Source organism: Bhargavaea cecembensis (genome assembly GCF_001619585.1).
Lineage (GTDB): Bacteria > Bacillota > Bacilli > Bacillales_A > Planococcaceae > Bhargavaea > Bhargavaea cecembensis_A.
Window position 1 is genome coordinate 492,671 of the sequence record NZ_LQNT01000001.1, and the last position, 22,018, is coordinate 514,688.

General features: G+C 56.1%; 21 protein-coding genes. 14 read left to right on the plus strand and 7 right to left on the minus strand.

Annotated elements, in window-relative coordinates; translation table 11 throughout:
• Positions 1 to 63: 63 nt before the first annotated feature.
• Positions 64 to 504, plus strand: coding sequence for a BrxA/BrxB family bacilliredoxin (locus AV656_RS02510; protein WP_063178480.1), 441 nt, complete (start codon positions 64 to 66; stop codon positions 502 to 504).
• Positions 505 to 570: 66 nt separating this feature from the next.
• Here AV656_RS02510 and prli42 read toward each other — a convergent pair whose 3' ends face one another.
• On the minus strand, positions 571 to 666 hold the full coding sequence (prli42, locus tag AV656_RS16265; protein ID WP_152419712.1) for a stressosome-associated protein Prli42: 96 nt from the start codon (positions 664 to 666) through the stop codon (positions 571 to 573).
• Between the two features lie 129 nt (positions 667 to 795).
• Here prli42 and mce point away from each other — a divergent pair, with 129 nt between their 5' ends.
• The 6 genes from mce (at position 796) to helD (ending at position 9,206) form a co-directional block, all read left to right on the plus strand.
• Positions 796 to 1,206 (plus strand): methylmalonyl-CoA epimerase, encoded by a 411-nt coding sequence (mce, locus tag AV656_RS02515; RefSeq protein ID WP_063178482.1) that lies wholly within the window; start codon positions 796 to 798, stop codon positions 1,204 to 1,206.
• Positions 1,207 to 1,214: 8 nt separating this feature from the next.
• A complete protein-coding gene (locus AV656_RS02520; protein WP_063178484.1) occupies positions 1,215 to 2,762 on the plus strand; it encodes an acyl-CoA carboxylase subunit beta in 1,548 nt (515 codons plus the stop codon).
• Positions 2,763 to 2,825: 63 nt separating this feature from the next.
• A complete protein-coding gene (locus AV656_RS02525) occupies positions 2,826 to 3,953 on the plus strand; it encodes a M20/M25/M40 family metallo-hydrolase (RefSeq protein WP_063178486.1) in 1,128 nt (375 codons plus the stop codon).
• Positions 3,954 to 4,494: 541 nt separating this feature from the next.
• Positions 4,495 to 5,706: a DNA polymerase IV gene (locus AV656_RS02530; RefSeq protein WP_063178492.1), complete on the plus strand. Its 1,212-nt coding sequence runs from the start codon at positions 4,495 to 4,497 to the stop codon at positions 5,704 to 5,706.
• A gap of 1 nt (position 5,707) precedes the next feature.
• Positions 5,708 to 6,649: a ribonuclease Z gene (gene rnz / locus AV656_RS02535; protein WP_063178494.1), complete on the plus strand. Its 942-nt coding sequence runs from the start codon at positions 5,708 to 5,710 to the stop codon at positions 6,647 to 6,649.
• A 220-nt stretch (positions 6,650 to 6,869) separates the two neighbouring features.
• Positions 6,870 to 9,206 carry an RNA polymerase recycling motor HelD gene (gene helD, locus AV656_RS02540; RefSeq protein ID WP_063178496.1) on the plus strand — a complete coding sequence of 779 codons (2,337 nt, stop codon included), beginning with the start codon at positions 6,870 to 6,872 and terminating at the stop codon, positions 9,204 to 9,206.
• Positions 9,207 to 9,274: 68 nt separating this feature from the next.
• Here helD and namA read toward each other — a convergent pair whose 3' ends face one another.
• Positions 9,275 to 10,291, minus strand: a complete 1,017-nt coding sequence (gene namA, locus AV656_RS02545; protein ID WP_063178498.1) for an NADPH dehydrogenase NamA — start codon at positions 10,289 to 10,291, stop codon at positions 9,275 to 9,277.
• A 51-nt stretch (positions 10,292 to 10,342) separates the two neighbouring features.
• Positions 10,343 to 11,152: a pyrroline-5-carboxylate reductase gene (gene proC / locus AV656_RS02550; protein ID WP_063178501.1), complete on the minus strand. Its 810-nt coding sequence runs from the start codon at positions 11,150 to 11,152 to the stop codon at positions 10,343 to 10,345.
• Positions 11,153 to 11,542: 390 nt separating this feature from the next.
• Here proC and AV656_RS02555 point away from each other — a divergent pair, with 390 nt between their 5' ends.
• The 5 genes from AV656_RS02555 to argH all read left to right on the plus strand — a co-directional run bounded on the left by AV656_RS02555 (position 11,543) and on the right by argH (position 16,500).
• Positions 11,543 to 12,490, plus strand: coding sequence for an MBL fold metallo-hydrolase (locus AV656_RS02555; protein ID WP_063178921.1), 948 nt, complete (start codon positions 11,543 to 11,545; stop codon positions 12,488 to 12,490).
• Positions 12,477 to 13,229 carry an SDR family NAD(P)-dependent oxidoreductase gene (locus AV656_RS02560; RefSeq protein WP_231877219.1) on the plus strand — a complete coding sequence of 251 codons (753 nt, stop codon included), beginning with the start codon at positions 12,477 to 12,479 and terminating at the stop codon, positions 13,227 to 13,229. The genes AV656_RS02555 and AV656_RS02560 overlap by 14 nt, the downstream gene beginning before the upstream one ends.
• Before the next feature lie 128 nt (positions 13,230 to 13,357).
• Positions 13,358 to 13,546, plus strand: coding sequence for a hypothetical protein (locus tag AV656_RS02565; protein ID WP_063178505.1), 189 nt, complete (start codon positions 13,358 to 13,360; stop codon positions 13,544 to 13,546).
• Positions 13,547 to 13,882: 336 nt separating this feature from the next.
• On the plus strand, positions 13,883 to 15,109 hold the full coding sequence (locus AV656_RS02570; protein WP_063178507.1) for an argininosuccinate synthase: 1,227 nt from the start codon (positions 13,883 to 13,885) through the stop codon (positions 15,107 to 15,109).
• Positions 15,106 to 16,500 carry an argininosuccinate lyase gene (gene argH, locus AV656_RS02575; protein ID WP_063178509.1) on the plus strand — a complete coding sequence of 465 codons (1,395 nt, stop codon included), beginning with the start codon at positions 15,106 to 15,108 and terminating at the stop codon, positions 16,498 to 16,500. Before AV656_RS02570 ends, argH begins: the two co-directional genes overlap by 4 nt.
• A gap of 187 nt (positions 16,501 to 16,687) precedes the next feature.
• On the opposite strand, the gene AV656_RS02580 is transcribed toward argH, so the two are convergent.
• From AV656_RS02580 to AV656_RS16570, 3 genes are read right to left on the minus strand one after another with little or no spacing between them, the layout of a single operon-like run.
• Positions 16,688 to 17,398 carry an FAD-dependent oxidoreductase gene (locus AV656_RS02580; RefSeq protein WP_063178511.1) on the minus strand — a complete coding sequence of 237 codons (711 nt, stop codon included), beginning with the start codon at positions 17,396 to 17,398 and terminating at the stop codon, positions 16,688 to 16,690.
• Between the two features lie 13 nt (positions 17,399 to 17,411).
• Positions 17,412 to 17,807: an SRPBCC family protein gene (locus AV656_RS16565; protein ID WP_063178513.1), complete on the minus strand. Its 396-nt coding sequence runs from the start codon at positions 17,805 to 17,807 to the stop codon at positions 17,412 to 17,414.
• A 3-nt stretch (positions 17,808 to 17,810) separates the two neighbouring features.
• A complete protein-coding gene (locus AV656_RS16570; RefSeq protein ID WP_063178515.1) occupies positions 17,811 to 18,134 on the minus strand; it encodes an ArsR/SmtB family transcription factor in 324 nt (107 codons plus the stop codon).
• Positions 18,135 to 18,608: 474 nt separating this feature from the next.
• Here AV656_RS16570 and AV656_RS02595 point away from each other — a divergent pair, with 474 nt between their 5' ends.
• A complete protein-coding gene (locus tag AV656_RS02595) occupies positions 18,609 to 19,862 on the plus strand; it encodes a DNA polymerase thumb domain-containing protein (protein ID WP_063178517.1) in 1,254 nt (417 codons plus the stop codon).
• 258 nt (positions 19,863 to 20,120) lie between these two features.
• Here AV656_RS02595 and AV656_RS02600 read toward each other — a convergent pair whose 3' ends face one another.
• A complete protein-coding gene (locus tag AV656_RS02600; RefSeq protein ID WP_063178519.1) occupies positions 20,121 to 21,545 on the minus strand; it encodes a vWA domain-containing protein in 1,425 nt (474 codons plus the stop codon).
• 110 nt (positions 21,546 to 21,655) lie between these two features.
• Here AV656_RS02600 and AV656_RS02605 point away from each other — a divergent pair, with 110 nt between their 5' ends.
• Complete coding sequence (locus tag AV656_RS02605; RefSeq protein WP_063178521.1) at positions 21,656 to 21,988, plus strand: YolD-like family protein; 333 nt, start codon at positions 21,656 to 21,658, stop codon at positions 21,986 to 21,988.
• Positions 21,989 to 22,018 lie beyond the last annotated feature (30 nt).

Consider the following 22,018-nt stretch of genomic DNA (forward strand, 5'->3'; position numbering starts at 1 on the left):
GGTTTTGCAGGAAATGGCCTGACCTGTTATGATTTTCTTGATAAACCGAAAGGGGATGCAGTCATGAACATGGATATGAACCTGTTTATGCAAGATATGATCCGCCAGGCGCGGAGCGAGATGGAAGCCTCCGGCTATGAGCAGCTGAAGACTCCGGAAGAAGTGGATTCGGCAATCAACCGTGAAGGGACAACACTATTCATGGTGAACTCGGTATGCGGATGCGCAGGCGGCATTGCACGCCCTGCAGCCATGCATGCAGTCCACTACGACAAGCGTCCCGACCACATGGTGACGGTTTTTGCAGGTCAGGACAAGGAAGCAACGGCCCAGGCACGCATGCACTTCGGCGATGACCACCTCCCGTCTTCCCCGTCATTCGTACTCGTGAAGGACGGCAAAGTGATCGGTGAAGTCCCTCGCCACGAAATCGAAGGCCACGACCCGATGTCGGTCGTCGTCAATCTCCAGGGACTGTTTGAAGAGTATTGCGAGGAAGTCTGACCAATAAAAAAATCGCAGCAGCCGATTGCCGGCGCTGCGATTTTTTTGCGTTCTCTTATTCCGAATTCAGATGAACAGGCTGAGTCCCATGGCGATGGTGGACAGTAGCATGAGTGCGACCATAGTGTAAATGATGATTTTTTGAAATTTCTTATTGCTCAATTTTATTCTGGCTCCTTCACTGCTGATGGGTCCATTTTAATGATTTTTGGTCGTTTGCGCAATATATAGAGTTTTGCGCGCTGAAACGGTACAATTGTAATCGGATACATTTAAAGGGGGGCAAGGGAAATGGAAAAGGTCGACCACATCGGCATCGCGGTGAAAGACCTCGATGCCGTGCTTCCATACTACACGGATACGCTCGGCATTCCGCTCATGGGAATCGAGGACGTGCCTACACAGGGACTTAGGGTCGCATTCCTGGATGCGGGGAACGTGAAGCTTGAGCTTCTGGAGCCCGCAGCCGAAACGAGCGCCGTCGCCAAGTTCATCGAGAAGCGCGGGGAAGGCGTCCATCATATCGCATTCGGCGTGACGGGCATTCGGGAACGGATGGACGAGCTGCGGGAGAACGGGGTCCGCCTGCTGTCTGCCGGGCCTGTGCCCGGTGCGGGGGGCGCGCAGGTGGCCTTCATGCACCCGAAATCCTCATATGGCGTTCTGTATGAACTGTGCGACAAATCCGAAAACAAGGGGTGATTCAAAACATGGATATCTACGAGAAAATCAATGAATTATATGACAGAAAACGTGAAATCGAACTTGGCGGAGGGGACGACAAGATCGACCGCCAGCACGAGAAGGGGAAACTGACCGCACGCGAGCGGATCGACCTGCTGCTGGACGAGGGGACGTTCGTCGAACTGAACCCGTTTGTCACACACCGGAATCAGGACTTCGGCATGGACAAGATGAAGGGGCCGGGCGATGGCGTCGTGACCGGCTACGGCAAGGTGAATGGCCGGCCCGTCTATCTGTTCTCTCAGGACTTCACTGTCTTCGGCGGTGCGCTCGGAGAGATGCATGCAATGAAAATCGCGAATGTCATGGACCTCGCCGCGAAAAACGGGGCACCGTTTATCGGGCTGAATGACTCGGGGGGCGCGCGGATCCAGGAAGGCGTCGTGTCATTGGACGGATACGGGGATATCTTCTACCGGAACGCCATCTATTCCGGTGTCATCCCGCAGATCTCCGTCATTCTCGGACCTTGTGCGGGCGGTGCCGTTTATTCGCCGGCGATCACAGACTTCGTCTTCATGACCGACAAGACAAGCCAGATGTTCATTACCGGGCCGAAAGTCATCGAAACCGTCACGGGAGAGAAGATTTCCTCCGAAGATCTTGGAGGTTCCAAAGTACATAACGCCATCAGCGGAAATGCCCATTTCCGCGCGGCCAGCGAAGAGGAAGTCCTTTCAGACGTGCGCAGGCTCCTCTCCTATCTGCCTCAGAACAACGAAGAAATGCCGCCGCGTTTTGATGCGGGGACGGACCGGGATGACCGGCCGGATCTTGCGGATATTGTCCCGTTTGAGACCATCCGCCCGTATGATGTCCGGAAAGTGATCGACCAAGTCGTCGATGCCGATTCGTTCATGGAAGTGCAGCCCGAATTTGCCCGCAACATCGTGGTCGGACTTGCCCGGATCAAAGGGGAGACGGTTGGCCTTGTGTGCAACCAGCCGAAGGTCATGGCCGGCGGGCTCGACATCGACTCGTCCGACAAAGCCGCACGGTTTATCCGTTTCTGTGACTCATTCAACATCCCGATCATCACATTCGAGGACGTGACCGGCTTCTTCCCGGGCATCAAGCAGGAGCACGGCGGCATTATCCGCCATGGCGCGAAAATCCTGTATGCTTACTCGGAGGCGACAGTTCCAAAAATGACGGTCATTCTGCGGAAAGCCTACGGCGGGGCTTACGTTGCGCTCAATTCGAAATCGATCGGCGCGGATATCGTCTACGCCTGGCCAAATGCGGAGATTGCGGTCATGGGCCCTCAGGGTGCCGCGAATATCATCTTTGCACGGGAAATTGCCAACAGCGATGACCCTGAGGCGACACGCTCCGCAAAGATCGAGGAATACAAAGAGAAATTCGCCAACCCGTATGTCGCGGCAAGCCACGGCATGGTCGACGATGTCATCGACCCGCGGGAAACTCGCATCAAGCTGATTCAGGCGCTTGAAATGATGCGCAACAAGAAAGAAGACCGTCCGAAGAAAAAACATGGCAACATTCCGCTATAATAAACATAGGAAGCGCACCGGATATTTGCGGTGCGCTTTCGGATTTGACGGGAGGCATGCTCGATGACAAATAAACAACTCATTAATGAATTCATGGAACTGGTACAGATCGACTCTGAAACAAAGCATGAAGGGGAGATCGTCGGCATCCTAAAAGAGAAAATGGAATCACTCGGTTTTGACGTGAAGGAAGACGACTCCGCTGCACGTTCCGGACACGGTGCGGGCAACCTCATCGCAACGAAAAAAGGCAGCGCGGAAGGCGCCGACGCGATTTACTTCACCTGTCATATGGATACGGTCGTTCCAGGCAAGGGAATCAAGCCGGTGCTGAAGGAAGACAGCTACATCTATTCGGACGGAACGACCATTCTCGGTGCGGATGACAAAGCGGGCATTGCCGCACTTTTCGAGATGATGCGCCGCATCAATGAAGAAGGCACACCGCACGGCGATATCCAGTTCATTATCACGGCAGGTGAAGAAAGCGGCCTGCGAGGCGCGAAAGAGCTGGATCCGCAAGCCATCCGGGCGGACTATGGATACGCGGTCGACTCCGACGGCAAAGTCGGCGGCATCGTGACGGCGGCCCCGTTCCAGGCAAAGCTTAGAACGGTGGTCCGCGGAAAGACCGCGCATGCAGGCGTCGCTCCGGAAAAGGGCGTGTCCGCAATCACGATCGCGGCAAAATCCATTGCGAACATGTCACTCGGACGGATTGATTCCGAGACGACTGCGAACATCGGCCGCTTCGAGGGAGGACAGGCCACAAACATCGTCTGTGATGAAGTGCACATCCTGTCTGAGGCCCGTTCCATCAATAAAGACAAGCTCGATGAGCAGACCGCCCACATGGTCCGCACGTTCGAACGCCAGGCAAGCCTGATGGGCGGCTCCGCCGAGACGGATGTCCAGCTGATGTACCCTGGATTCTCAATGGGCGAGGAGGACCGGGTTGTAAGGACCGCGACGGAGGCAATTCGGCGAATCGGCCGTGAGCCTAACCTCATGACAAGCGGCGGAGGCAGCGACGGCAACATCTTCAACGGCTTCGGTGTCCCGACGGTCACGCTTTCCGTCGGATATGAAGAAATCCATACGACAAATGAGCGCATGCCGGTAGAAGAGCTTGAAAAGCTCGCAGACCTGCTGGTCGAAATCGTGAAAACGGCAGCAAAGCAAGAACATTGATGGGAAGGGGACTGGGCCGTCATAGTCTGTAAAAAACCTCTCAAAATTTGATCGTGCGAATAATTTAGCATAAAAAAATTAAAGAACGCTGTTGATTTCCGTTACGGGCGGACGCTTTCCGCGGGGAAGGCATCGAGCCCCTTGCAGGCTCTCTCCGCGCTTCCTTCTCCGCAGGAGTCGCCACCCTTCACTCCAATCAACAAATGCATCTATGGTCATTGCAAGAGAAAATTCCATTTATTGTTTTAAATTGTTTTAGCGGAATAGTTCGGGATTATATATGGCGGATTGAAGCGGAGGGCCCGAGACACCTGCGGGAAAAGCGTTAGCCGAAGACCCCGCAGAGCGCAGCTCGAGGAGGCTAAGGCAACGCCCGCGGTAAGCGAGGGCCCGCAGCGGAAATCCGGAGAATTTTTGGGGGGAAACTGCAGACGAACTAACACTCACTGTACAGTCATGACGGGCCCCCGTGCCCGTCTTTTTCCTTTTTCGTCCGGCCGTTGATATAATGGAGACAGTATTTCACACCGGAGCGATGAACATGATTGAAAGCAGGCCGAAAAAAGGCAGGATTATCTTCCATATTGACATGAACAGTTTCTTCGCATCCGTCGAGCAGGCGCATGATCCTTCCCTGAAGGGGAAGCCGGTTGCGGTTGCCGGGAATCCGAAAGAGCGGAAAGGAATCGTAGTCACCTGTTCATATGAAGCAAGGGCCCACGGGGTCTACACCACGATGCCGGTCTGGGAGGCCCGCCGGAAATGTCCGGAACTGATCGTGATCCCGCCTGACCATAATCGTTACCGGGACGCATCGGATGCGATGTTCAGCCTGCTCCGGACCTATACGGAACTGGTCGAGCCGGTGTCGATCGATGAGGGTTATCTGGACGTGTCGGATGTGGAATGGCCGGGGACCGCCGTCGAATTGGCGGAAGAGATGCAGCGCAGGATTCTGACGGAACTGGATCTGCCCTGTTCAATCGGGATTGCACCGAATAAGTTCCTGGCCAAGACGGCATCCGACATGAAAAAACCGATGGGGATTACAATCCTGAGAAAACGTGATGTGCCGGCCGTACTCTGGCCGCTTCCGGTCATCGAGATGCACGGCATCGGCAAAAGCACGGAAGAAAAACTGCGGTCACTAAAGATTGAAACGATCGGCGATCTTGCCGCGGCGGAAGAAGGCTTTCTGAAAGAGCATCTCGGAAAGAGGGGCATCCATCTAAAACGGAGGGCGAACGGAACCGACTCAAGGGCGGTCGACCCGGAATCTGTCCACGAACGAAAAAGCGTCGGCGGGTCCGTGACGCTCCCCGTTGACGAAACTGATCCTGCCGAGCTCAAGAAAACACTGCGCAGACTTGCCGAAAAAGTGGCCGGCCGGCTGGATCGCAGAGAGCTTGCGGGTGACCTGGTGACGATCCAGATCCGGGATGCGGATTGGGTGAACCACTCGAGAAGCCGGACGCTCACCAATGCCATCTTTACAGCCGACGCCATCTACCGGGAAGCGGAACTGCTGTTTGACCGGCATTACGGCGGACAGCCGGTGCGCCTTCTGGGGGTCACCATCGGCCGGGTCATCGACCGCTCCGAGACGACAGAGCAGCTTTCAATTTTCAACTACGAAAAACACGCAAAAGAAGAGCCGGTACTGAAAATGATCGGCGAGCTGGAAGAGAAGTTCGGAAAAGGCACCGTCACAAGAGGCATTTCCGGACCGAAATCCGGCGGAAGGCAGGGTTGATATGCAAATACAATTTCTGGGGACAGGCGCCGGCATGCCGTCCAAACAGCGAAACACGAGCGCCCTCGCGCTGAAGCTTCTGGAGGAGCGGGGCAGCTTCTGGCTGTTCGACTGCGGCGAGGCCACACAGCACCGGATGCTTCATACGACATTGAAACCGCGGAAACTCGAGAAGATCTTTATCACGCATCTTCACGGGGACCATATCTTCGGGCTTCCCGGCATGCTCGGTTCCAGGGGGTTTCTCGGAGGATCGGGCCGGCTGGACCTGTACGGGCCGAAAGGACTCCGCGAGTGGATCGAGGTGACCCTCCGGATCAGCCGGACCCATCTGAACTATGAGCTGGCCGTTCATGAAGTGGATGAAGGAACGGTTTTTGAAGACGAGTCATTCTTCGTCCGTGCGCTTCCGCTTGATCACGTGGTGCCATGCTACGGATATCGCGTCGAGCAAAAGCCGCTGCCGGGAAAACTACTCATCGAACGCGCGAAAGAAGCCGGCGTTCCGAAGGGTCCGCTGCTGCGCGAGCTGAAAGAAGGCAGGGATGTGACTCTTGAAGATGGAACCCATATCAGAAGCCGGGACGTCACCGGTCCGCCGCAGCCCGGATTTACTGTCGCCATCCTGGGCGACACCCGGTTTACGGCCAATGCGGTGGAACTGGCCAAGGATGCGGATATCGTGATTCACGAAGCGACGTTCGACCGGGAGTCTGCCCACCTGGCGGGGCCGTACGGACATTCCACGATCCTGGATGCAGCCAGAACTGCACGGGAGGCAGGGGCCCGGTCCCTGATCGCCAACCATATCAGTGCCCGATTCCTGCCGGAGGACGCGGAACACCTGGCGGCTGAAGCGGCAGATGTTTTTCCGCACACAGAAATCGCGGAGGATTTTGCGGAATATGATTGGAAAAACGGGATGCTGGGCCGGATCCAGTAGCCAAATAAAAACGCGGGCAGTGAGGGAAGACCTCCTGCCCGCGCTTTATTATTACTAAAAAAGCGCCCAAATCCGATTGAACGGAATGGGCGGTTTATGGTATGGTTGTATGGATGTCATAATATAAGTACAATTACAAACACTTATCCTATCTTAATTGTACCTCGGCGTCAGTCAACAAGTCAAGCCTTTTACACCACTTTTTTCAGGGAGGTTTTCCATGAACCCCGAACTCAGGCGCGAACAGGAACGTGTAGACCTTGTAATGGGCGTCATTGCCGAAGAGATCGGCAGGCTGAAAGCGGAAACGGCCAGGCGTAAAGATGAAGTGATCCAGATCCGGAGACACTTCTGGGATGAAGTGAAGGTGAATACCGACACTTTCGATGATTATCTGGAGACGATTATCGGTCTTCGCCAGGAAGCCCAGGCGCTATCCGTCAGCCAGGGCTCCCACCGGCATGCTTCCCGGCGTTTGTCGACGCTGCAAAGAATGGAGGAGTCTCCCTATTTTGGACGAATTGACTTTACCGAGAGCGGCGAATCTGCGCCGGAACCTTTCTATATCGGTATTTCCTCTCTAACCGACACCACCGCGGAGGAATTCCTGGTCTATGACTGGAGGGCACCTGTCTCGAGCGTCTACTATGACTGCCAGCCAGGCCCGGCAGAATACTCGACTCCGGGCGGTCCCGTAAGCGGCACGCTGGACGGCAAGTGGCAGTATCTCATCCGGAAAGGCGCCCTTCAATCCATGTTTGATACAAGCCTCACCATCGGGGACGAAGTGCTGCAGGAAGTGCTCGGCAAACGTTCCGAAAAACAGATGCACAACATTGTCGCAACCATTCAGCAGGACCAGAACCGGATCATCCGGCATGACCGGGGAAGACTGCTGATCGTCCATGGCGCAGCCGGAAGCGGAAAGACGTCGGCTGCCCTGCAGAGGATCGCTTATCTGCTTTATAAATACAGGGATCGCCTGAATGCGGATCAGATCATTCTGTTCTCCCCGAACACTATGTTCAGCAGTTACGTGTCCAACGTTCTGCCGGAGCTTGGTGAAGAGAATATGCAGCAGGTCACTTTCCAGGAATACCTGGTACACCGGCTGGGCCATGAGTTCGAGGTTGAAACATCCTACGGCCAATTAGAGTCTGTTCTGACAGCGGGTGATGACGGCACCCGCAGGCAGAGAGTGGAAGGCATCCGTTTCAAGTCTTCCGTCCGTTTTATCGAGGCAATCAAAGCCTACAGCAAGTCACTCGAGTCTTCGGGAATGCGGTTCACGGACATGACATTCAGAGGCAAGCCAATCATTTCGGCGGCTCAGATGGCCGAACAGTTCTACACACTGGACCCGGCCCTCCGCCTGCCAAGCCGGCTAGAAAAACTGAAAGACTGGCTTTTGAATGAAATGAGGGCTTTTCAGAAAAGCGAGTGGGAGAAGCCGTGGGTACAGGAGGAAATCGAGCTTCTCAGTGAAGATGCCTATCACAAGGCTCACCGCTATCTCGCGGAAAAACGCGGCTTTTCCAGGGAAGCAGTGGCTGACTATGAAATGGAGCCGCAGGCGCTTGCCCGTCTGGTGATCCATCAGAAACTAAAGCCGCTGCGCAGAAAAGTCCGGGCCTACCAGTTCGTCGATTTCGGAGCGATGTATGGACAACTGTTTGCTGATCCCGCATCTATCGGGAAACTGGTAGAAGGGGAGACGCCGGCGGAGTGGGAGGCCATCTGCCGGATGACCGCGGAAACGCTGGGGAATGGCCGTCTCTGCCATGAGGATGCCACCCCGTTCCTGTTTTTGAAGGAACTGCTCTTGGGCTTTCAGTCAAACAACTCAATCAGGCATATCGTGATTGATGAAGCGCAGGACTATTCTCCGTTCCAGTTTGAATTTCTGAAGCATCTGTTTCCTGTTGCGAAGATGACGGTACTGGGGGACTTTAATCAGGCGATTTATGCCCATGGGGACGGCCGGACGGACTTCAGCGCGCTGGCAGAACTATACGGACCCGATCAGACGGAACTGGTCAATCTGACACGGAGCTACCGGTCCACCAGGCCCATCATTGAATTCACACGGAAACTGATTCCACAGGGTGAAACGATCATTCCTTTTGACCGTGATGGAGAACGGCCATCCTTTGAACAGGTCGCAGATTTCAAAGATCTTCACAGCCGCATTTCCCTTAAAATCAATGAGTTGCGGAGTCAGGGGCATCAGAGTATCGCAGTTATCTGCCAATCTGCTGAAGAGGGACTGCGTGCTTATGAATCCCTTTCCGAAATAGACGGTCTTAAATTCATCAAGAGCGGAACAGCGGAATACGAGCAGGGAGCGGTCGTCATCCCGTCGTATTTGTCCAAAGGAATCGAATTTGATGCAGTGATCATCTATAATGCGTCACGGCAAGTCTATGGCGACGAAAGCGTGAGAAGGCTATTCTACACTGCGTGCACAAGGGCGATGCATGTCCTGCAGCTGTACAGCGTAGGGGAGCCGAGCCCGTTCCTCAGAAATGCAGCGGGGGAAGGCGTCCTGCAGGTCTGACTGCGGACCGGACATGAACAAAAAACGTGATCCCGGCTGTTTGCGGGATCACGTTTTTAATTGGTTCTTCAGTTCCAGCCGCGCTCATACTGGACCGGTGCCTGGATGTCCGCGCCGAGTTCCTTCGCGGCGCGCCTTGGCCAGTACGGATCGCGCAGCAGTTCCCGTCCGAGAAGGACAAGGTCCGCGCGTCCGTTTTGGACGATCTCTTCCGCATGAGCCGGTTCCTCGATCAGTCCGACCGCCCCCGTCAAGATATCTGCACCGTTCCGGACCGTCTCGGAAAACGGGACCTGATAGCCGGGGTAGGGGCTGATTCTCGCCGGGACGACGGCGCCTGAGCTCACATCGATGAGGTCGACCCCCTGATCTTTCATCCATCCGGCCATCTGAACATAGTCCTCCGGCGTCATGCCGCCGTCGGTGTAGTCGCTGGCGGAAATCCGGACGAAGAGGGGACCGTCCCACACTTCCCGTACCGCATCGATCGTTTCCCGGACGATGCGGTAGCGATTTTCTGCGCTTCCGCCGTAGCTGTCCGTCCGCCTGTTCGAAAGCGGGGAAAGGAACTCGTTCAGCAGATAGCCGTGCGCCCCGTGCAGCTCGATCACATCAAAGCCTGCTTCCTTGGCACGTACTGCTGCGTCGCGAAATGCGGTGACAGTGTGTTGGATATCATCTTCCGTCATTTCCTTTGGCGTCTTGTAGCGGTCGCTGAAGGCGATGGCGGAAGGGGCAAAAATATCCCCGTCCGTCTCCGATTTCCGGCCCGCATGAGCAAGCTGGATGCCCGCTGCAGCCCCGTGCTGTCTGATCAGACTTGTCAGGTGCTTCAGCCCTTCCACATGGCCGTCCTCCCAGATGCCGAGGTCTTCGTTCGAGATCCGGCCTTCGGGCTGGACCGCAGTCGCCTCGACGATGAGGAGTCCAGCTCCTCCGACGGCGCGCGACGGATAGTGGACAAGATGCCAGTCCTGGACCTTTCCGTCCTGTTCCGGACAGGAATACATGCACATCGGCGACATGACGATCCGGTTGCGGAGGGTCACGCCCCTGATTTCAATCGGTTCAAATAGCTTTGCCATCCAATCACCCTTTTCCGATAGAATTCCTTTCCATTCTATCAATCGGGCCGTTCACTGTCCGGATGCAAGCTCGCGGGAGCGGTTTTCAGCTGCCTGGATGCAGGAAGCCACGGCATGGCGGAATCCCGCATCGTCGAGTGCACGGATGCCTGCTGCCGTCGTGCCCCCCGGACTGGTCACATGTTCCCTGAGCTCCGCAGGCTCGGCCGTCCGCCGCTTCAGCATCGCTGCAGCCCCCTCGAGTACCTGTATGATCAGTTCCCGTGCATCTGTCCCGCAAAGTCCCGAAGTGGTGGCTGCTTCCTCAAGTGCCTCCGCAAAATAATAGACGTAGGCCGGGCCGCTTCCTGCCAATGCCGTGATCAGGTGCAGCTCATCCTCCTCGACCTCTTTGACGAGACCGATCGAGCCAAGAAGGGAGAGGATATCCCGCCGGACCGGATCGCTGACAGATTCATTCACCGCGAGCCCTGTTGCGGCAAGGCCGATTGTGGCGGATGTGTTCGGCATAGAACGGGCGACAGGACGGCTGCCGAGTTTTTCTTCGAACATGCTGATCGGGATGCCGGCCATGACGGATAGGACGGCCGCGGACGGATGAAGGTGCTCTGCAATTGCCTCCATTGCCTGGCCGGCGTCTTTTGGCTTCGTTGCGAATACGGCAAGTTCGGCCTGGCCAATTTCCGGGTCGCCGATTTTGACAGGGGTGATTCCGTATTTGTCCTTCAGTTCCTCCAGGCGGGCATGGTCAGCCTTGTTCATGACAAAAACGGAGGCCGGCTCCACCGCGCCGTTCGCCGTGATTCCTGCGATTATAGCCTCCGCCATGGATCCGGCGCCGATAAATAGTACGTTTTTCATTGTCGATCATCTCCTCCGGCAAAAAATAAAAATGCGCTTCCGTCCCTCCATGATGTCCATCATGAAAAGGACGAAAACGCATCGGTTTCCGCGGTACCACCTTTTTTCGCCGGTCTTGCCGGCGCAGCTCTTCCCCTTTAACGCAGTGGGATACGGCCATGTTTCCATGGCGGCTCGGAAGCAGGTTCGGGGCGGGAGAGGGGATGCGGCTCTCAGCCGGTGACCGCATTTTCTGTGCGCCATCACCGCCCGTACTGGTCTTCGTCGGAGCATCCGTTCATTTGGTTAGTGCGATTATACGCACTGTAGCCATTCAAAGTCAACAGGTGACGTAGGGGAGGTGCTTGTGTAAAATGGATGAATGACCATTCATTTTCCGGAGGGGATCCGATGACTATCCATAAAATCACGATGCCGACGCCTTTTGCTGTCGGCGATGTCAATGCCTGGCTGCTGAAGGGGGAGGCGCTCACCCTGTTTGATGCCGGCACCAATACACCCGAGTCGGAAGAAGCGATGCTCTGTGGGCTGAAAGAGGCGGGCTTCCGGCCGGAGGATATCGAGCAGGTGATCCTGACCCATCACCACCCGGACCATGCGGGGCTTGTCGGCATGTTCGGGAATGCCCGGCTGCTGGGTCACCGGTACAACGAACCGTGGCTCACCCGGGACGAGGCGTTTTTTGAATACCATGACCGCTTTTACCTGGAGTGCCTGAAAGAGGAGGGCGTGCCGGAATCCTATCATCACTGGGTCCGGAAGATGAAGCGCCCGGTTGAATACATCGGGAAACGGCCGCTTGACGGCATCCTCGGGGACGGTGAAGAGGTACCGGGTCATCCGGGGTGGTTGGTGACGGAGACGCTTGGCCACGCCCAGAGCCATCTCGCCTTTTTCAATGAACGGGGCGGGGAAATGATCGGCGGCGACCTGATCCTCGGAAGGATTTCATCCAATCCGCTGATCGAGCCGTCGCTCGACCCCGAAAAAGGACGTCCGCGGTCGCTTCTTCTATATAATGATTCCATGCGCCGCGTTGCAGATCTGCCCCTGGAAGTCATCCATCCCGGTCACGGGGAAGACGTGCACGGAATCCGGGAGCTGGTCGAAAGGCGCCTTGGCCAACAGAAAGAACGGGCGTATGCCGTTCTCGGCATGCTCACGGACGGCCCGAAGACGATCTTTGAGCTGACGAAGCGGCTGTTCCCGCAAGCCTATGAACGGGAGCTCGGCCTCACGCTGTCCGAGACGATCGGGCAGACCGACTGGCTGGTTGCCGAAGGGCTGGCAGCTGAAACACGGAATGGGGACGGGGTGCTTTACTATGAGCAGACCTAAGCGTGTGCTTGTCACCGGCGCGACCGGCGGTATCGGGCGCGCCATTGTCACCGCCCTGCTCCGCGAAGGGCATTTGGTTCTGGCGACAGGGCGCAACCGGGAGATTCTTGAGGATATCCATACTGAAGGCGCGGGTGTCATCAGGGCGGATCTCTCGACCGCAGAAGGGCTTGACCGGGTCTCGGCTGCCGCCGGCGCACCGGATGTGTTCATCTCGGCATCGGGTATCGGGGCGTTCCAGCATGCACACGAGCTGTCGGATGCCTCGATCGACCGCATGCTGGACGTGAATGCAGCCTCACCGATGAAACTGCTCAGGCGGATCCTGCCGGGCATGATGGAGCGGGAGAGCGGGCAGATCATCTTCATTGCATCCGCGGCCGGGAAGGTTTCGACGAAAAAGGCCTCGGTGTATGCAGCATCCAAAGCTGCGCTTCTCGGATACGCTGACGCCCTCCGCCTCGAGACGGCGCCGTACGGGATCAGTGTCACATCAATCAACCCCGGGCCGGTCGACACCCCGTTTCTCGACATTGCCTCACCGCTTTCGGGTTACAGGGAATCGATGGCCGGCTACCTGACACCGCCCGGGAAGGTTGCAGAGGCAGCCATCAGCGTGCTTGGGCGGCCTGTACGTGATATCGACCTGCCGTGGTACATGTCAGCCGCCTCAAGGATGCATGCCGTCGCCCCGGGCTTCACCGAGCGGCTCGGACGGAATTTCTTTGATAAGAAGTAAATGGCGAATCTCCAATCTGTTCCTCCGGCGAGACCCACAGTAGGCAAAAGCCTTTTGGTCTGAGCCCCATCCGAATAGGATACGTGGGATGGGGGGATGACGAATGACCAGAGATTATCAACGGCGTCATGATTATTACGAGGATTTTGGCAGGGACAGACACCGGCACAGACATCGGGATCACGACCATCACAGGCATCGTGACCATCGGCACCGTGACCATGACCATCACAGGCATCATGACCGGCACCGCGATCATCACAGGTATCAGGATCATCGGTACCGGGATCAATGGAACGGATACGGAGAAGCCTTAGCGGGGTTTGCAGGCAGCCTGATTGGAAGCGCATTGCATCCGCAATACGCATATAATAACTATTATTCCCAACCGATTCCTTACCAGTACCCTTATCCGTATTCCGGGTATTCCCCATATGACAACCAAACATACGGATACGGATTTTATTAAGTTAGCACAGGATTCCGGTTACGGATCACCGAAAACGGATGGGGAAGAGCGGCCTTCGGGCGGCTCTTTTTGTTTTCTTTTAAATTGCATAAACATTTGCTTGCACCGATGTTTATTACATGTTATGATTCTCTCATGAATAAAACATGTATATAATGAATAAACATACACGGAGGGATTCACTATGGATAAGAAAGTCGTTCTCGCCTACTCAGGCGGTCTGGATACATCGGTTGCAATTGCATGGCTTAAGGAAAAAGGTTATGACGTCGTCGCGGTCTGCCTCGATGTCGGCGAAGGAAAAGACCTGGAGTTCGTCAAAAACAAGGCGCTTGAAGTGGGCGCTTCCGAAAGCTACATGATTGACGCGAAAAAAGAGTTCGCAGAGGAGTTCGTCCTCACATCGCTTCAGGGACATACGATGTATGAAAACAAATATCCGCTCGTCTCCGCGCTGTCGCGCCCGCTCATCTCGAAGAAGCTTGTCGAGATCGCGCACGAAACAGGCGCAACTGCAGTCGCACACGGCTGCACGGGCAAAGGAAACGACCAGGTGCGCTTCGAAGTGTCCATCACCGCGCTGGATCCGTCCCTTGAAGTCATTGCACCGGTCCGTGAGTGGGGCTGGTCACGTGAGGAAGAAATTGAATATGCAAAGGACCACAATATCCCGATTCCGGTCAACCTCGACAGCCCATACTCGATCGACCAGAACCTGTGGGGCCGTGCAAACGAATGCGGCATCCTTGAAAACCCGTGGATTGCGCCTCCGGAAGATGCTTACGACCTGACTGCTTCCATCGAAGATGCACCGGATACGCCGGACGTCATTGAACTGGAATTCGTCAAGGGGGTTCCGGTATCGCTCAACGGCGAGAAAAAGGAACTGCATGAACTGATCCTCGAGCTGAACGAACTGGCGGGCAAGCATGGTGTCGGCCGCATCGACCACGTCGAGAACCGCCTTGTCGGCATCAAGTCCCGTGAAGTGTACGAGTGCCCGGCGGCGATGACGCTGCTGACTGCGCACAAAGAGCTGGAAGACATCACGCTCGTCAAGGAACTCGCGCATTTCAAGCCGGTCATCAGCAAGAAGCTCACTGAGCTCATCTATGAAGGCCTCTGGTTCTCGCCGCTCACGAAAGCCCTTCAGGCATTCCTGAAAGAGACCCAGCAGTTCGTCAACGGCACGGTCCGCGTCAAACTCTTCAAGGGCCATGCGATCGTCGAAGGACGCAAGTCGGACAACTCGCTTTATGACGAGAAACTTGCAACGTATACGAAGGAAGACGAGTTCAACCATGCTTCCGCCGTCGGCTTCATCGAGCTGTGGGGCCTCCCGACAAAAGTCCACGCTTCCGTCAACAAAGCTGAAGTTTCCGAGAAGGAAGCGGAGAAGGTGCAGTCATGACGGAAAAGCTCTGGGGCGGCCGCTTCCAGAAGACCGCCGAGGAGTGGGTCGACGAGTTTGGCGCATCCATCGGCTTTGACCGCGAGCTTGTCCTCGAGGACCTTGAGGGCAGCACCGCGCATGTGAAGATGCTCGGAAAATGCGGCATATTGACCCAAGAAGAAACGGAAGTGATCCTCGGCGGCCTGGAAAAGCTGAAGGAAAAGGCGAAGGCGGATGAGCTGGAGTATTCCGTCGAGCTCGAGGACATCCATCTGAACCTCGAGAAAAAGCTGACGGATGACATCGGCCCGGTCGGCGGCAAGCTCCATACCGGACGCAGCCGGAACGACCAGGTCGCGACCGATATGCACCTGTACCTGAAGGAGCGCACGAAGGAGATCATCGCGCTCACCGAGGACTTCCAGAAGGCGATTCTCGAGCAGGCGGAAGCCCATGTTGAAACACTCGCGCCGGGCTACACGCATCTTCAGCGCGCGCAGCCGGTATCGTTCGCCCATCATCTGATGGCGTACTTCTGGATGCTTGAGCGCGATAAGGGCCGCTTCACGGACTCCCTGAAGCGCATCGACCTGTCGCCGCTCGGCGCGGGCGCGCTCGCCGGGACGACGTTCCCGATCGACCGCCATTATTCCGCGGAGCTGCTCGGTTTTGCCGGCGTGTATGAGAACAGCATGGATGCGGTGAGCGACCGGGACTTTATCGTCGAGTTCCTGTCCGCCTCGTCGCTTCTCATGGCGCATCTGTCGCGGCTTGCCGAGGAGATCATCCTCTGGTCCAGCCAGGAATTCGGCTTCATCGAGCTGGATGATGCCTTCTCGACCGGCTCCAGTATCATGCCGCAGAAAAAGAACCCTGACATGGCAGAATTGATCCGCGGCAAGACCGGGCGCGTATACGGCAACCTGATCGGCCTCCTGACGACGCTGAAAGGCCTGCCGCTTGCCTACAACAAGGACATGCAGGAAGACAAGGAAGGCATGTTCGACACGGTCCAGACCGTCACCGGCTCGCTCCGCATCTTTGCGGGCATGATCCGCACGATGACCGTGAACGCGGACGTCATGGAGCAGGAAGTCAGCAAAGACTTCTCCAACGCCACAGAACTTGCAGACTACCTGGCAGCCAAAGGCATGCCGTTCCGCGAGGCACATGAAGTGACCGGCAAGCTGGTCTTCACCTGCATCCAAAAGGGCTGTGTCCTGAAGGACCTTTCCCTCTCCGACATGCAGGAAGAAAGCACGCTGATCGAAGAGGATATCTATGATGTCCTTGCACCTGTTGCGGCCGTCCGCCGGAGAAATTCCTACGGCGGCACCGGATTCGACCAGGTGCGCGTGCAGATCGGCAAAGCCAAAGAGGTTCTTGGCCAGACGGTTACGAAAAACTGATAAATCGAACAGACCGGAATGCCTGAAAGGGGACGTTCCGGTCTGTTTGTCTGGGTATTCCATCGTTGTTTCCTTGGTCTCATTGATAGGGTTGAACGAACGAAAGGAGGGTCTGCTGCGATTACTAGTACAATCCGTCCACATTAAAAAAAGCCGGCACTCTTTTTGAGATGTCGGCTTTTTATAATTATCGGTACCCGAAAAAGGCGTCTTTTTTGATATCCCGTTTTAAAACATCCTGTTCCTTTAAATGAGCGGAAACGGATTCAACCATCGGCTTCGGCCCGGCAATATAATATTGGGCCTGGCCCTGATAGGTGTCTGTGAACTGATCGATTTCCCGGTGCAAGGTATCCCTTGAATCAAGATACGAAATCTCGATTGATGGACTGCCGGAAATTCGATCAAGTTCATCCTTAAAGATATAGGACTGATCGCTGTCCAGGTATAGTAAACGGATCGGATTCTCGCTTCTGTTCTTTTCTGCCTCAATCTGTTTTAACATCGCCCGAAACGGTGTGATGCCGATTCCGCCTGCAATCAGGAGTGACGGACGATGACCTTGCAGATAAAAAGATCCTACAGGCCCGCTCATGCTCACTTTCATACCTGGCGTTAGTTCCATGAGCGCTTTTTTAAACTCGCTCGGCGCATCACTGATCCTCATGGTGATGGCAATATGATTGTCTGCAGGGGCAGAGGACACGCTAAAAGGGCGTGTCGCATTTTTTATCTTCTTATGCGTGATGCTGAACAAACCATGCTGGCCGGCTTTCCATGTTAAATCTTTCTCCCGTTCAAACAGGAAGGTGTATACATCCTCTGATTCTTTGCGTCGTTCGATCAATCCCATATCCCTCTTTTTGAATATGGATATCACATCCTGAAAAAAGACCATGAAACAATCTCCTTTACTCCTGCGATTCCCCTAATACTTTTTTAAGCTCTCCGACTTTGCCGGCCCAGCCATATTTTGCACCGTTGTATGCCTGGTCTTCTTTTTCGAATCCAGTCTGTTCCAGATGCAAGCGGGTTGTCCCGCTTTCTTCTGTTAGTGTCCATGTGACGACTGTGTCAATCGGGCCTCCGATCCATGTATACGACAGCCGGTTTGGTTCTTCCACCACCAGGACCTCACATTCCACGACCAAATTCCACTCATCGTTCCGGAACTGGCATTTATGTCCTACAACCGGTTTGAAATCATTTTCCATGACCCATTTTGCAAGCGTGTCTGGATCGGTCAGTGCATCCCACACCTTATTGATTGAGCTTGCAAACTGAAAATCCAATAATACTTCTGCCATGATTTATTCCTCCTCCAACATTTTTTTTAAGACCGATACTCTTTCGGTCCAGAACTTCTCGTAGAAGGCTATCCAATCTTTGATTTCTTTTAACGGTGCTGCATTGAGCCGAAATCTTGTTTCCCTGCCGACTTTCCGGTCCACGACGAGACCCGCTTCTTTCAGAACAGCCAAATGCTTGGAAACAGCGGTCCTGCCCATCTGAAATTGAGCCGTTAATTCATATAGAGGCAGCTCTTCCGCATCTGCCAACAATCGCAATAATTTACGCCTTGTGGGATCGGCAACTGCCGCATACACATCCCTTTCCTGATGCTTCCCGCTCAATAGCCTCCCTCCCATCTTGAAATATGACACCAATTGGTGTCGTTATTATATGACACTGTTTAGTGTCTGGTCAATATTATTTCCGGTTGATGCTACTGGAATGATTCACCTTTCAGCAGTTGCGGGGACCTGATGACCCGTGGGGGATCGTCCGGCCCGGCTGATTGAACATCCTAATTGGGAACCAAATATGCTCCGGCCGGTACATTCAGTGTTCCGGCCTTTTTAGATTGGGACGGGGAGTGGCGGTGCTCCGCTGTCCGTTTTCAAAAAGAAGAGACAACTATGTGGAATGTCACTTCGAAGCACGCAGCCTGCCTTGAAACACCCACCGTCAGAACACGCCTGACTTTCATCCCATCCCCTCCATTTCCCGAAATTGCCGTTGAATGATTCCCCACGGTTTGGCTATACTGAAGGAGGGGAACATTTGTTCTGTGACGAATATATTGATCAAAAAAGGAGGGTGCGCGCATGTATGAGGGACTGCCGGACCGGAAAATCATCTGCCTGGATATGAGGAGCTTTTATGCAAGCTGCGCGGCCGCGGACGAAGGACTGGATGTTTTAAAAGAGCCGATTGCCATCATCGGGGACCGCGACCGGAAGGGAAGTGTCGTCCTTGCCGCCTCGCCCCGGCTCAAACGGGAATTTGGCGTGCGGACGGGGCACCGGCTATACGAGATCCCCGACGATCCGTCGATCCGGCTCATCGAACCGAAGATGGGCTTCTATGTCCGGGTATCCATGGAGATCACCCGCCTTCTTGGCGAATACGTGCCGAAGGAAGCCATCCATGTGTACAGCATCGACGAGGCATTTGTCGATCTCGGCGGGACGGAGCGGCTCTGGGGGCCTCCGGAAGAGACGGTGAAGCGGATCCAGGACCAGTTGCTTGCCCAGTTCCAGATGCCGGCAGCCATCGGCATGGGGCCGAACATGCTGCTGGCAAAGGTGGCCCTCGACCTGGATGCGAAAAAGGACGGATTTGCCAGATGGACATACGGGGATGTCCCCGAAAAGCTCTGGCCGGTTGCCCCGCTGTCGGGAATGTGGGGGATCGGCCGCCGGATGGAGCGCCGGCTGAACGGTCTCGGTATTTTTTCCGTCGGCGACCTTGCCCATGCCGATCTCAAGCTGCTGGAGAAAGAGTTCGGCGTCATGGGCAACCAGCTGTACCACCATGCCTGGGGCATCGATCTGTCGGAGCTCGGCGCACCGCTCATTGCCGGGCAGGTCAGCTACGGGAAGGGCCAGGTGCTTTACCGCGATTACGTGAAGCGGGAAGACATCCTCGCCGTCATCCTGGAGATGTGCGAGGACGTGGCCCGGCGCGCACGGGAAGCGGGACGTGCCGGGCGCACCATCCATCTGTCCGCCGGCTACAGCGAGAACGCCTATGGGGGAGGCTTTTCCCGTTCCCGGTCGCTTGAGACGGCGACCAACTCAACGATGGCGATCTACCGGGTGTGCACCGCTCTCCTGGATGAGTTCCATGACGGACGTCCGGTCCGGCGGCTCGCCCTCTCCCTTTCCAATCTGGAGGAGGAGCACTCCATGCAGCTCAGCTTGTTCGAGACGCGCAGGTGGGAGGAGCGCAAGCTCGGCGCCGCCATGGATGCGATCCGGTCGAAGTACGGCCCGGCCGCGATCCTGCGCGCCGTCTCCTATACGGATGCCGGGACCGCCGTCGGCCGGGCGAAGCTGATCGGCGGCCACAAAATGTAAGGACTCCGTCGGCAGCACAGACGGCGGTTTCGTCATTCAGGGCACTGATTTCATCATTCGGTGATGGAGTCTCGTCATTCGCGCCTCCAGTTTCGTCATTCGCCGGTAAGTGACGAAACTGGAGGGCCCAATGATGAAATTGCCGGTTCCAATGACGAGATCAACAGGCCGAATGACGAAACAGGACAGCAGATACAAGTCGCCCGGCCTTTCCCGGAAGCCAAAAACCGGCCATGCCGCAGCATGACCGGTTCCGGATCAGGATCCCTGTTCTTTTTTCAGCGCTTCCATCCGGGTGCGGTAATCATCGATCTTTGCATCGATCCGTTCGACTTCCGAGTTGACCGCGTTGCGCTTTTCCTCTTCGAGCCCGTCCAGGATGAGGCGGTGGGCTTCTTCCCGTTCAGTGCTCCTGTCATTCAGGGCATCACGCATGGCTTCATCGATCAGGCCTTTTTCCAGTAGCAGATCGGCGGCGCCCATGAACCGGTACTTTTCGCTCGTGGCCGCGCGCTTCGCGAGTGTAGCCCGTTCGGATATGCGGTGGAGGATCGTCGAGCTTTCCCATCCCCTCGGAGACTGGTAGACGAGGAGGGAGAGGTCGAGGTCGGACGGCAGCCAGTACTCCGTCATGCCGCCGGTCATCTCTTCCAGGCTGTCGGCCCCCAGGTAATTGCCGTTCCCGGCATCGGCCACGGCTTTCAGTTGGCTTTCCGCCTCTGCGTCGACCTGGAAGCCGATGATGTCGACGTGGCGCCCGGGATGGTCTTTGACGAATTCTGCGGCTTCCTTGACCGGGTCGCCGCCGCACGTCTCCGCGCCGTCGCTCACGACATAGACCGTGATGTCGCCTTCATGCTGCGCGAGGTCTTCCCGCGCCTGGCGGATGGCGCCGGCGAGCGGTGTCCACCCGGCCGCCTGCACGCCGTCGACGGCAGCATTGAACGTTTCTGCGTCATACTTCCCGGACGGGTAGACGTCTTCAATGGTGCCGCAGGAAAGCGCCTTGTCGGCTTCGTTCTGTGTGCCGGCATGACCGTATGCATAAAGAGCCACGTCACTATTCTGGCCGATTGTGCGGCCGAAGCTCCTCACCGCGCTTTTGGCGGTTTCCATCTTCAGCTGCCCGTCCGCCTCCAGCAGCATGCTGGAACTGGCATCGAGAAGGATGACGGCCTTTTCGGGGAAGGCCGGCCGCGTTTTTTCTGATTCCACTTCATGGGGTTCCGGCAGGAGCGGCTCGTCAAAAGCCGGCTCGTAATCGGCCAGCCAGCCGACAAGTTCGCTGTAAGACGGGGTGCCGAGGGAGCGGGCGATTGCACCGAACAGGGCATCGGGATCATCTCCCGCCGCTTCGGCGGCCGGCTTCACGCTGTCGAGAAAAGCATCGCGGATGGTTTCCGGCACTTCCCGGCCGTTCCATGTGGAGGCTTCCCCTTCGATCGTGAAATCGGCCGTGAGCTCGCCCGGCGGCAAAGCGGCAAGCTCGTCCGCCGTCTCCGCCTGCAAAACGGCGGGGGAGACGGATGCCGCCTGATCCGCCTCCTTCTTATTGTCCGCCTTGTCCGAAGCGGGGGCGGACCCGGCCGCTTCATCCGGCACCTGCTCAGGAGAATCCGCGGTTCCGCCTGAGCATCCTGCCAGCAGGGCGGCGGCCAACAGAGTGATGAACAATGGTTTCACAGTTATTCCTCCTATTCCGTTCTTCGGGTTATCTACGGAGCGGCGCGAAAAAGGTTTCATTCAGCGTACAGGCAGGGGAAGAACACATCTTTTCAAGGAGAGTGATGCGGATGATCCGCGACAGAGGGAACATCAAATGGACGGCGATGATGCTGCCGGAGCATCTGAAGCTTTTGAGGGAGTGGCAGGAAGAGGAGGGCAGGCGGGAGCCGCTTGCCCCGGATCCCCAGCAGATGGAGGAGTGGGACCGGATGCTGCATGAAGCGCTCGAGTATGGAAGGCCGCTTTCCGTCTCCAGCCGTACGCGGGGCGGGGAAGCGTGCTGCACAGGGGCGGTCCATCATTTCGATCCGGTTTCGGGAATCATCCGGATGGTCGGTGCGGACGGGGAGCCGGAGGTCATCCGGACTTCGGATGTCACCGATATTTCAGCAGCCGGATAATTTGTTTTCCGGCACTTCTCGGATTTCAGA